Origin of the sequence: Youngimonas ophiurae (nom. illeg.), from assembly GCF_049803795.1 — a bacterium.
GTDB lineage: Bacteria > Pseudomonadota > Alphaproteobacteria > Rhodobacterales > Rhodobacteraceae > Thalassobius.
This window is the reverse complement of sequence record NZ_JBNAGJ010000001.1, coordinates 313,806-325,020: the sequence shown is the minus strand read 5'-3', so window position 1 is coordinate 325,020 and position 11,215 is coordinate 313,806. Positions and strand designations below refer to the sequence as shown.

The window sequence follows — 11,215 nt, the reverse complement described above, 5'->3', positions numbered from 1 at the left end:
CCTATATTAAACTCTGGCGCAGGACGGGAGAGTAAAATGTCACGCAAGATCATCCGCATATCGGGCAGCGACACGCAGCATTTTCTACAAGGGCTGGTGACGAATGATGTCAGCCGCTTGGCCGATGGGCCGGTTTACGCGGCGCTGCTGACGCCTCAGGGCAAGTATATGGCCGATTTTTTCCTGGTGCAGGACGGGGCGGACGTGCTGCTGGACATGGACGCGGCGCTGGCGCCGGCGGTGTTGCCCCGGCTGAACATGTACAAACTGCGCGCGGATGTCAGCCTGACGGAAACCGATCTGAAGGTGTCCCGCGGCACCGGAGAAATGCCGCAGGGGGCCGTGATGGACCCGCGCCACGATGCGCTTGGCTGGCGGCTCTATGGGCCCGAGGGCGGCGATGACGGCACCGATTTTCAGGCGCTGCGCGTGGCCCATTGCATCCCCGAAACCGGGATCGAGCTGACACCGGACACGTTCATCCTTGAGGCCGGGTTTGAGCGTCTGCACGGCGTGGATTTCCGCAAGGGCTGCTATGTCGGCCAAGAGGTAACCGCCCGGATGAAACACAAGACCGAGCTGCGCAAAGGCCTGGCAGTGGTCGAGATCCAGGGCGCGGCCCCCGTGGGCACCCCGATCATGGCTGGCGCAAAAGAGGCCGGCACCCTGTTCACCCAATCGGGCGGCCGCGCCATCGCCCACCTGCGTTTCGACCGCGCCAAGGGGCCGATGACGGCAGGCGATGCGACGCTCAGCTGGCCCGGCTGACATCACAATAGCAAAAAGCCGGGCAATCACCCGGCTTTCGCTCGACCTCCTCCCAGAGGTTCGGCCAATGTCTGGCCTTCAATCAGGCGCGTTCGGAATATTCCATGGTCTCGGTGTTGACCACGATGTCTTCGTCCTGGCCCACGAACGGCGGCACCATCACGCGCACGCCATTGTCCAGAACCGCCGGTTTGAACGAGTTCGCAGCCGTCTGGCCTTTGACCACCGGCTCGGTCTCGACGATCTTGCAGGTCACTTTTTGCGGCAGGGTGACGTTCAGCGCCTCGGTCTCATAATATTCGATGACCACGGTCATGCCGTCCTGCAAAAACGGGCGGCGATCGCCCAGCAGATCGGCGGGCAGTTCGACCTGATCGAAGGTTTCGGTGTCCATGAACACCAGCATCCCGTCGTTTTCATACAGGAATTGCTGGTCTTTTTGTTCCAGGCGCACACGCTCGACCTTATCGGCGCTGCGGAAACGCTCGTTCAGCTTGGACCCGTTGCGCAGGTTCTTCATTTCGACCTGAGCGAACGCACCGCCCTTGCCGGGTTTGACATGATCCACCTTGACCGCGACCCACAGGCCCTTGTCATGTTCCAGCACATTGCCGGGGCGGATTTCGTTACCGTTGATTTTAGGCATATTGGCAAAACCTTGCTCAAAGGTTGATCGGAATTTGCTCGTTCCTATATCTTGTGTCGGCCCCCGGCGCAAGAAGACGAGATTTAGAAGGTGTTCGCGTAGAGTTATGCAAAATTTGCATGATAGCCATGCATCAAGAGCCTATCCGAATCACATTCAATCCGTCATAAGGAGCGCCACGCCTAAAAACGCAAGAGCAATAACAAAGGACGGATCATGAAAGATTTCGTTGACGGCACCGCCTTCAATAATGAGCAAGGTAACCGTGCCCGCAAACTGTTCGCAGCCGTTGTGTTGGCTGCTCTGGACGATGCCATTGCAGATGATAAAAAATATGGCAACGGGCCGGAACAAATCGCTCGCTGGGCGCGTTCGCGCGACGGCCGCGAAGTGCTGAGCTGTGCCGGCATTGACCCCAATGAACGCGTTGTCGAGGGGCTGATGGAATTCGTTGGCAAGGGAATCCGGACCTCGGTTGCCCTGTCGCGCGAAGAAAGCGAACGGCGCAATGCCGCTCAGCAGGCCGAGGCCGCCTGAGGCCCCGCCGCAAAACCTGACGAAAAACGCGCTCCGTGAATCCGGGGCGCGTTTTCTTTTGCCCTTTCGCCCGCCCCGCGCAGGCCCTACACCCAGATGGCATTGCAATCGGAGACAGCCATGGCGCGCGCGATCATGATCCAGGGGGCGGGGTCGAATGTAGGGAAATCTCTGTTTGTGGCCGGGCTGGCCCGCGCCCTGGCCAATCGGGGGCTGACCGTCCGCCCCTTCAAGCCGCAGAACATGTCCAATAACGCGGCCGTCACCGCGGATGGGGGCGAAATCGGGCGCGCTCAGGCGTTGCAAGCACGGGCCGCACGCGTTGCCCCGCACACAGACATGAACCCGGTCCTGCTGAAACCGGAAACCACCACCGGCGCGCAGGTTATCGTGCAAGGTCAACGGGTTGGCACACAGAAAGCCCGCGAATTCGGACAGAAAAAGCCACAGCTCATGCCCTATGTCCTGCAAAGCTTTCAGCGGCTTTGCGCCCAATCGGACATCGTGGTGATTGAGGGCGCAGGCAGCCCGGCCGAGGTAAACCTGCGCGCCGGCGACATCGCCAACATGGGCTTTGCCGAGGCCACAAATGTGCCCGTGATCCTGCTGGGCGACATTGACCGAGGCGGCGTGATCGCGCAGCTGGTTGGCACTCAGGCGGTGCTGGCACCGCAGGATGCAGCGCGGATTTGCGGCTTTGCCGTGAACAAATTCCGCGGCGATGTGCGGCTGTTTGACGACGGCGTTCGCTTTACCGAACAGCGCACGGGCTGGCCCAGTCTGGGGGTTCTGCCGTGGTTTGACGATGCCTGGAAACTGCCCGCCGAGGACGTGATGGACATTGCCTCGGGCGGGGGCGCGGGCGGGAATGAGACGCTGAAAATCGCCGTGCCCCGCCTGCCCCGGATCGCGAATTTCGACGATCTGGATCCGCTCTCGGCCGAGCCAGACGTCAGCGTGCAGATCATCGAACCCGGTCGCCCCCTGCCCGGCGATGCGGCGATGGTGCTGATCCCCGGCTCGAAATCCACCATCGCAGACCTGAGCTTTTTCCGCGCCCAGGGGTGGGATGTGGATCTACAGGCGCATCTGCGGCGCGGCGGGCATGTTCTGGGAATTTGCGGGGGATATCAGATGCTTGGCCGCGAAATTCGCGACCCCGAAGGGCTGGAGGGGCCCGCGGGCAGCCATCCCGGCCTGGGCCTTCTGGATGTCGTGACCACCATGCAGCCGGAAAAGCAGCTTGCGCTGCGCACGGCCACATATCTGCCGACGGGCGATCCGCTGCAAGGCTATGAAATCCATCTGGGACGGACCGAGGGCCCCGATTGCGCCCTGCCCTGGCTGCAATTGCACGACAGCCCCCGCAACAGGCCCGAAGGCGCCAGCAGCCCGGACGGGCAAGTGCGCGGCTGCTATCTGCACGGGTTGTTCAGCGCCGATGGATTCCGGCGGGCCTTCTTGGCCGACCTGGGCGTGCACAGCGCCCTAAACTACGACGATACGGTCGAGGACACACTGGACGCGCTGGCCGCGCATCTAGAGCAACACCTTGATATTGATCGGATTTTAACCCTGTCGCGCGCGCCGGATCATTCCAGTTCCTGACTGGCCAGGGCGCGGTGAATCTCGCGTCGGACCAGTTTGCGCACGTTTCGGGTGATCCGCTCACCCAGTGCGCCTTGCAGTTCCTGACGCACGATCTGAGCCACCAGATCACGCAGCATTTCTTCGTCCACGATGAAATCCGTTCCGGTGTATTCGGCGGTTGTGTCCGAGGGGGCATCTGCCTCAGGGGCGGGCGCCTCTTGGGGCGCGTCCTCGTGCACTGTCTCGACCGGCATCTCGATCTGGTCCGAAATCGGCGAGACCGTCGCCTCTGGCGCGTCATGCTCTTCAAGATGAACGAACTCTGCCTCGGGGACGCTGTTCATGTCAGAGGTCTGCTCCAGCAGTTCTTCGGCGATCGCGTCAACGGCGGCGTCGGTCACGGCGTCTTCCCAATCCAGGGCATTCACCGGCCCACCCGCATTGGCACCGCCCTCTTCGCCATCCTGTTCCCACTGCCCGCCGGTGTCGGAAATCACGGCTTCCAGCTCGGCGATGCGGGCCTCAAGATTGCGGCGGCCGGTCTCGTCCATTTCGACGCCGGCCAATTCGGCACTTTCCAAAAGCTCGGGCGGGGGCAGATCCTGTGCGGTGTCTTCTGCGGGGGTGGCCTCGGCTGTGCCGGGCTCACCGGACAGGATTTCCTCGGGCTGGACGGCATCCATCACGCGCAAGGCCGGCGTCAGCACCAAACGCTCGGGCGCGGACATGGGCGCCGCGGGGCGGTCCTCTTCGGAAACAAGACGACGGATCGAGGACAGCACGTCCTCAATATCTGCGTTGGTTACTGGATTCGACATAATTTCATCCACTCAGCCTCGGAGGAAGTGTACCCCCGAGCGCGCCCTCGCTCAACCGATGCGAAAAGTTTTATTTTTTCCCCAGACCTTGCAGCACGCGATCCAGTTTTCGGCCCTGCGGGCTGTTGGCGGCCGGCGCGCGTTTCACCTGGTTATAGTAGGCAACCGGATCATAGCGCTGCACGTTCAGCTTCAGGTGCTCGGTGGTCAGCAGCCCCATCGCCTGCAACAGCGCATAGGCGGCCACATATTCGTTATTGCGCGCCGCGATCAGGCTGGCCTGCGCGTCCAGCAGCTCTTGCTCGGCGTTCAGCACGTCCAGCGTGGTGCGCGCGCCCAGGGTGGCCTCTTCTCGGACGCCGCGGAAGGCGACGGTGGCGGCCCGGACCTGTTGTTCAAATGCCGCACGGGCCGCGCCGGTGACGCGCATGTTCGAAAACGCGGTGCCGACCTCGCGCTCGGCATTCTGCGTCGTGACCAGCAGATTCGAGCGCGCCGCATCGCGATTCGCGATGGCCTTGCGATAGAGCGCCGAGATTTTGCCGCCCGAATAAATCGGACCGCTGACATCAATCCCAACCGAGCCGGTCTTGGCAAAATGCGTGCTGTCGAAATTCTCGACCATTCCCAGACTCGAACTGAGCGACACGCTGGGCCCGGCCGAAGCCGCTGCGATCCGGACGCCCAGTTCGGTGGCGCTGACCTCGTGCTGGGCCTGCGCGATGTCGGGGTGATTGCGCACGGCGATGGCCTTGGCCTCGGACATGGTTTTCGCGGTGGCGGGCACCATCGGCGGCGGGGTCAGCGCACCGGGATTGCGGCCCACGGCGGCTTTGAAATACTCACGCGCGGTGACCAGATCACCCTGCGCCTGCGCATAGGAACTGCGGGCAGCGGCCAGGCGGGCCTCGGCCTGGGCAACGTCGGTGCGGGTCACTTCGCCCACATCGAAGCGGTCTTTGGCGGCGCGCAATTCTTCGGTGATCACCCGCACGTTGTTTTCCCGCAAGGCCACCGTTTCCGAGGCACTGCGCACGCTCATATAGGCATCCACGGCCTGGATCAGCACGTTCTGTTCAACCCCGACCAACGCGGCGCGCGTGGACAGAACGGCCTCTTTCTGGGCCTCGACAGACAGTTTGGTTTTGCCGCCATCCCACAGCAGCCATTCCATGCCCAGCCCGACGGTGACGCTGGTGCCGTCATTGGTGGAGGTCGAGGTGCCAAAAAGCGAGCTGGAGCGGCTGCGCGTCCGGCTATACGTCATATCCGCCGTCCAGCCGATCACCGGACGCAAATCCGCAACGGCAGCGGCAACATCCTCGTCCGCGGCACGCAGAACGGCGCGGTACTGGTTCAGCAACCCGCTGTTATTATAGGCAGACACCAGCGCATCGGCCAAAGTCTCGGCGCTGGCCGCAACCGGAGCCACAGCCCCCATGACAACGGCCAACCCACCGGCCGCCAAACGCTTGCGGAAATTCGAAATCCCCATCTTTCGCTCCTGCTCGCCCCTTTCGCGGGCTCTTCGTTGTCTCAAACCAGGTCTCAAACCAAAACCGCGCCCCTTTTGCAGCGGGCGCGGTTTGAAATCGCTTGCTTACAGGGTGAACGCCCGGTGACGTTCGAAACCGGGTAAGACCGGCGCGCCCGCATTGAAGGCAAATCTCCAGTTCATCTCGCCATCGATCTTATAGCCAATCCGGACAACACCCAGCTCGCCCTCGGCGAACAAAGCCGCGATCCGCCCGCCCTCTTTCAATTGGGCCAGGATCGCGTCGGGCATATGCTCGACCGCGCCTTGCAGCAAGATCACGTCATAGGGGCCATGTTCGGCCGCACCATCGCACAAAGCGCCGGTGTGCAGGATCACATTGTCGGCCCCCGCGTCAGCCAGCGCCGTCTGCGCCTCTGCGGCCAGTGTCTCATCTTCTTCGACGGCCACAACCGCCGCGGCCATCTTGGCCACCACAGCCGAGGAATAGCCCAGCCCGCAGGCCACATCCAGAACCAGCTCGTCTGCGGTCACGTCCAGCGCGTCCAGCATCTTGGCCAGGGTCCGCGGCTCCAGCACCACGCGCGCCCCGCCCAGGCCGACATTGTCACCGACATAGGCAGCCTCAACCTTGTCCGACGGCACGAAATCTTCGCGCGGGACAGACAGCATGGCATCGATGATCGGGAACTTGGTCACATCCGACGGGCGGATCTGGGTATCAACCATCATGGTGCGGCGGGCGGTATAGTCGGTCATCAGCTAAACTCGTTCGTTCAGAATCCTTGAGTCCGTTGTGTCATATTCTCAGCCAGGCAGCAACGGGCATGTCACTATAGCGGCGCGCCAGCTTTCGGACGGTGATACACTAGCTTTCGGACAGAAATTTTCTACATGTTAGCCCTGCGAGCAAATTGAGTTCGCTCGCAGGTTCCGGTTGGTCACACTTGTGGCCTAAAAAGAGCTGCCGCCTGAACCAGCTTCAACACCCGTTGAACACCCTCCTCACATGGCATTGCAGTGCCAACCGCAAGATTGGCCTCGCCGTTTCGGGCGGCGTCGGCTGCGGCTTCTATATCGGCAATCATGGCCGTCAGAAGGTCAGCCGCCTGATCGTATAAATCGGCCATCGTATTGGTCTCGGCCTTTTGACATCCCAAGGCGTAGGCATCTTTCAATGCCGCTTCGAGTTGCCACACCGCGATGTCGCCATAGTCCAGTTGATCTGAGTTCCGGGTTTCCAATGTTTCAAAAGCGGTGTGGCGCTGAGCAATCTGGGTGAGTTTCTGGGTCATTGTCATCGTCATTGTTCCTCTGTTTGATGACATGACATAGGTACTTTCCGGCGGATTGGAGCGCCTCGAAGACTGCTCTTTTCAGGCTGTTTCGATCACAAAGTTGCTCACGAAAAGCTCGCACCGTTCGCCCCGGCTTTTCGCCTGTTTGCCTATTGTATAAGTGGTTTCGACCCCTCGAATATGAAACTGCGCGAAACACTCCCGGATCTCTGGCACGTCATTGATGGACATCAGGAAACGGCCTTTCAACCTGGCCATCTGTTCCGCTAGGCACTCAAAGTCCGTAGCCGAGAACATCGCCTTTCCATAGTCGTCCTCGCAGCCCCAATATGGCGGGTCCAGGTAGAACAGCGTGCCAGGGCGGTCATATCTGCGGATGAACTCGGCATAGTCCAGGCACTCGATCACGACGCCTGACAGGCGCGCATGCACGTCCTCGAGCATGGGCTCCAACGTGGAAAGATTGAAGCGACCAGGACGATCCGGAGACACCCCAAAATTCCGCCCCGACACCTTGCCCCCAAAGGCGGTGCGCTGCAGGTACAGGAAGCGGGCGGCGCGCTCCAGGTCGGTCAGGGTTTCGGGACGCGTGGCCACCAGGCGGTCAAATTCGACCCGCGTTGTCAGCTGAAACCGCAGGGTGTCGATGAACTGCGGGTAATGACGCTGCAGGATGCGGAACAGGTTGGCGATATCCCGGCCAAGGTCGTTGATGACCTCAGCGCGGGGGCGCATCGAGCGGCGCAGGAAAATGCCGCCCATACCCACGAAAGGCTCAGCATAGGTGCTATGCGGTGTTGCGTCCAGAATCGACGTGATCCGCTTGGCCAGGTTGCGCTTGCCGCCGAGCCACGGGGCGACGGGGGCTGCGGGTTGAACCGGCGTTAAACTCATCTTGAAAGCTCCTTTCCGTCACGCTCGGGGCGTTTGGGTTGGGGGCTCTGGGGCCTCAGAATGTTGATTGTTTTGCAGCGCGGGCACTTGATCGAAAGGGTGCCTATCAGCGCGCCATTGTCCATTTTGAATAGCAGGCGGGCACATTTCCCGCAACGCTGTTCATCCTTCATTTATGCGACTCAGCTCAGTGTGGTGCCGCCCCTTTGGGGCAGGAGCGGCCTTGAGCTTTCTGGGGTCGGCGGGGGTGATTTGCACATCACTGTCCCCCGTGCGGAGACGTGTTGGCGCACGTCCCCGCCTCCTCTTCCCTTTAGAACTGCCCCTGCCGGACGGCCAGATCGTCGGCAAAGAACTTGGCCGCTGAGCGCTTGCTCAGATCACAGCCGTGCCAGCGATAGACGGCCATCCCCGGCGGTGCCGCCCAAATATCGCTGAAGCCAATGCGCGCCGCAGCCTCATTGCCTGCAGAAACCATCGGACCTTCCTTCGTATGCGCGCCGATCTGCACGCCATCCATCCAGAGACCACAATCATAATTGGCCCCGTTTTTCTCAATGGAGACGCCCAGCTGATAGACCTGATCTTCGACCAGAACGGGGTGCGGATTGGCCTGAACCGAAGCGCCGCAGACCGCCCAACGCAGATCGGACAGGTTGCTGTAGATCATGTATTGAACGGTGGTGAACGCGCCGCCCGAGCTGTCACCAGCGGTCAGGACGCTTTCGTTTGCGCCCGACAGGTCCGCGAATTTAACCCAGACAGACGCTGCATATTTGTCCACATCCGGTGCCAGGACAGACGCGGATGGCAGGAAAATGCGGGCGTCATCGCCCGTGGTGAAGATCAGGCCAGCGTCCCATTCAAGGACCTGTGTCCCCGGCGCCAGCCCGAAGTCCCCGGCAATGTCCGAGGTCACGGCGCTTTCGTTCAGATCGGCCAGTTGAGCGCCCACGCCGCCCGGCCCCTGGCTGGGCCAGCTATTGGGGTCCAGCGCATCGAACAAAAACAGCGTGTCGTCGTCGATGGCCTCATCCAGACGGTAGGGAATCGAGCGTTCTTCTGGAAAGTTTCCGCCGGTATTGAGATTAAGGGACATGTGATTTCCTCTCTTTTGGTGTCAGACCCAGGTGTCGTTGGTTTCGTTTTCGGTGATGCGGTCCACGCCAACGGTGGCCGCGATGCCATAGCCCGCGTCATTTAGGTGAATGCGGTCGGCAGCGGTCAGACTGGTTGGCAGGACACCATTCGCGATGTCCGCGTTGTCCGTGGCCGAGCCGTCGCCGCTGGCGCGCAGGATCGCATCAAGGTCGATGGCTGATCTCGGCCAGCGGCTGGCCATTGCGGCCCACAGATCGCGCTTGGCTGCGTAGTTGGCCGTACCGACATACTCATCCGGGCTGTCACGCGACGTGACCCCGTACAAAATGATGCGCGGGGCCTCGTTGGGGCGCGCTGCAATCCGGTCATCGAACACTTCCTGGATGGCATCCAGAATCCGCTCGTTGATTGCTGCCAGCTCAGCCGGGTCGGTGACCCCGCTGTAATCGTTCCGACCAACCCACAGCATCAGAATCCCCCCAGGTACCGGATTGGTGGGAATGAAGGGTGTGTCGGGCAGGCAGCGCACAGCAGTTCCTGCAGTGTCACGCGTGAACGTCTCGCTCTCTTCTGTCGAGGCCCCTCCCGAAACCGTTTCCCGGCGATAGACACCTGGCACCCCAGCCAGCGTGCCGGGGATTGTGACCACTTCTCCAGCATAGTAGCCGATATTCACCGACGCGCTGGTGATATCCACCGAACCGGACGCGGGGATTTCGTCGCCGGTGACTGTCAGCAGGCTGACACTTGCCCCAATGCGGGCTGCAATTTGTTCAGTATTCTGGCCTCCCCAGGCAAGTTTGGTAACCTGACGCCCTGTCAGAGCGGCCACCTGAGCAGGGTAAGTGGTAGCCAAGCTGGACGCTCCCGCGCCCTCCGTCAGGCTGTCGCCGGCGCACAAGATAGACAAGTCCCGCACATTGTTGGCCTCCAGAGCCGCGACCCGGTCAGCCAGCGTCCCGTCCAGCGCCTCGGTCACGTCCTTGCCCGCAAGAATCATCCGCGCCTTTTTCGTGATCCCAAAGCCGACCCGCCCGGCCGGGTCCCGCAGCGTCAGCGCATAGCCGCTGCGATCATTGGTCAGCTCCAGCCGTGCCATCCGGTCCAGCGCCGATTGCGTCAGCATGTCCGAGACATCTACGCCTCGGAAAATCATCTGGGCCTGCCAGTCGATGCCAAAGGGCGTGCGCGCCGGATCGCCACCCGTCAGGGCCATCGCCCACCGCCGATTGCTAACGATCTGTGCCGCTGCGCGCGCCTCAGCCTCTGCGATAGATTGCATGGTCGCGATCCGCCCGCCCGGCGCGTCAGGCGCTGGCGTGGGGGCCGTGGGCGCGCCGGTCAGATTGGGGCTGGCCAGCGGGGCCTTGCTCGCTACGACATCCGCCAGGATCGACACGGCTGCCTGTACAAAGGCGGTGGAAGCCGCCGTGGTACTGTTGGTCCCAGCCGCTGCGGTCGGCACTTTCACATTGCCTGTAAACGAGGGCGCGTCCAGCGGGGCCTTGGCCGCCAGCGCAGTGGTCATCGTCGCCGCAAAATCAGGATCGTCATTCAGCGCAGACGCCAGCTCGTTCAGCGTGTCCAGAGTGCCGGGGGCATTCTCAATCAAAGCGTCCAGAGCGGTCTTGATAAACGCAGTCGTCGCAAGTTGATCATTGTTGGTTCCAGGCGCTGGCGTGGGCGCGGTCGGCACCCCGGTCAGATCGGGGCTGACCAGCGGGGCCTTGGCTGCCAACGCCGCCGCCGTGGCCACGGACATCGGCAAATCGCCAATCCGGCTCCAGGTGCCGGCACCGGCCGCCCCGCTCTTTTTATAGACGCCGTTCAGGGCAGTATTCGCATCGCCCCAGACCGCGCCCAGGGTCGGCTCGTCCCAGTTCAGATCGGCCAGCAGCTCGGCCTGGGTGGTCAGGTTCGGCCCCGGAATGGACTGCGCGATGATCGCGGCCACCAGCTCAATGGCGATGCGCACGGTGCCCGCCTCGCCGTTGCCCAGCAGCTCATACACATTCGCCGCAGGGTCCAGATATTTAGTCGTTACGCCGTTGGGCATCTCGTGTCTCCG

Annotated in this window: 12 protein-coding genes; 3 read left to right on the top strand and 9 right to left on the bottom strand. The window is 62.0% G+C overall.

Annotated elements, in window-relative coordinates; all coding sequences use genetic code 11:
- Positions 1-36: 36 nt before the first annotated feature.
- On the top strand, positions 37-768 hold the full coding sequence (ygfZ, locus tag ACP15O_RS01720) for a CAF17-like 4Fe-4S cluster assembly/insertion protein YgfZ (RefSeq protein WP_425094303.1): 732 nt from the start codon (positions 37-39) through the stop codon (positions 766-768).
- Between the two features lie 82 nt (positions 769-850).
- Here ygfZ and efp read toward each other — a convergent pair whose 3' ends face one another.
- On the bottom strand, positions 851-1,414 hold the full coding sequence (efp, locus tag ACP15O_RS01715) for an elongation factor P (RefSeq protein WP_425094302.1): 564 nt from the start codon (positions 1,412-1,414) through the stop codon (positions 851-853).
- A gap of 216 nt (positions 1,415-1,630) precedes the next feature.
- Here efp and ACP15O_RS01710 point away from each other — a divergent pair, with 216 nt between their 5' ends.
- A complete protein-coding gene (locus ACP15O_RS01710) occupies positions 1,631-1,951 on the top strand; it encodes a DUF6280 family protein (RefSeq protein WP_425094301.1) in 321 nt (106 codons plus the stop codon).
- Between the two features lie 120 nt (positions 1,952-2,071).
- The gene (locus tag ACP15O_RS01705; protein WP_425094300.1) at positions 2,072-3,559 is read left to right on the top strand and encodes a cobyric acid synthase; all 1,488 of its coding nucleotides are present in this window, start codon (positions 2,072-2,074) and stop codon (positions 3,557-3,559) included.
- On the opposite strand, the gene ACP15O_RS01700 is transcribed toward ACP15O_RS01705, so the two are convergent.
- The 8 genes from ACP15O_RS01700 to ACP15O_RS01665 all read right to left on the bottom strand — a co-directional run bounded on the left by ACP15O_RS01700 (position 3,544) and on the right by ACP15O_RS01665 (position 11,203).
- Positions 3,544-4,359, bottom strand: coding sequence for a hypothetical protein (locus ACP15O_RS01700; protein ID WP_425094299.1), 816 nt, complete (start codon positions 4,357-4,359; stop codon positions 3,544-3,546). The two genes, ACP15O_RS01705 and ACP15O_RS01700, sit on opposite strands and share 16 nt — an antisense overlap.
- A 70-nt stretch (positions 4,360-4,429) precedes the next feature.
- On the bottom strand, positions 4,430-5,854 hold the full coding sequence (locus ACP15O_RS01695) for a TolC family outer membrane protein (protein WP_425094298.1): 1,425 nt from the start codon (positions 5,852-5,854) through the stop codon (positions 4,430-4,432).
- Between the two features lie 105 nt (positions 5,855-5,959).
- On the bottom strand, positions 5,960-6,613 hold the full coding sequence (locus ACP15O_RS01690; RefSeq protein ID WP_425094297.1) for a protein-L-isoaspartate O-methyltransferase family protein: 654 nt from the start codon (positions 6,611-6,613) through the stop codon (positions 5,960-5,962).
- Between the two features lie 182 nt (positions 6,614-6,795).
- Positions 6,796-7,149 carry a DUF6900 domain-containing protein gene (locus ACP15O_RS01685; protein WP_425094296.1) on the bottom strand — a complete coding sequence of 118 codons (354 nt, stop codon included), beginning with the start codon at positions 7,147-7,149 and terminating at the stop codon, positions 6,796-6,798.
- Positions 7,150-7,230: 81 nt separating this feature from the next.
- Positions 7,231-8,046, bottom strand: coding sequence for a DNA adenine methylase (locus tag ACP15O_RS01680; protein ID WP_425094295.1), 816 nt, complete (start codon positions 8,044-8,046; stop codon positions 7,231-7,233).
- Positions 8,043-8,219 carry a Com family DNA-binding transcriptional regulator gene (locus tag ACP15O_RS01675; RefSeq protein ID WP_425094294.1) on the bottom strand — a complete coding sequence of 59 codons (177 nt, stop codon included), beginning with the start codon at positions 8,217-8,219 and terminating at the stop codon, positions 8,043-8,045. Before ACP15O_RS01675 ends, ACP15O_RS01680 begins: the two co-directional genes overlap by 4 nt.
- 140 nt (positions 8,220-8,359) lie before the next feature.
- A complete protein-coding gene (locus ACP15O_RS01670; RefSeq protein WP_425094293.1) occupies positions 8,360-9,145 on the bottom strand; it encodes a hypothetical protein in 786 nt (261 codons plus the stop codon).
- A 21-nt stretch (positions 9,146-9,166) separates the two neighbouring features.
- Complete coding sequence (locus ACP15O_RS01665) at positions 9,167-11,203, bottom strand: SGNH/GDSL hydrolase family protein (RefSeq protein ID WP_425094292.1); 2,037 nt, start codon at positions 11,201-11,203, stop codon at positions 9,167-9,169.
- Between the last annotated feature and the right edge of the window lie 12 nt (positions 11,204-11,215).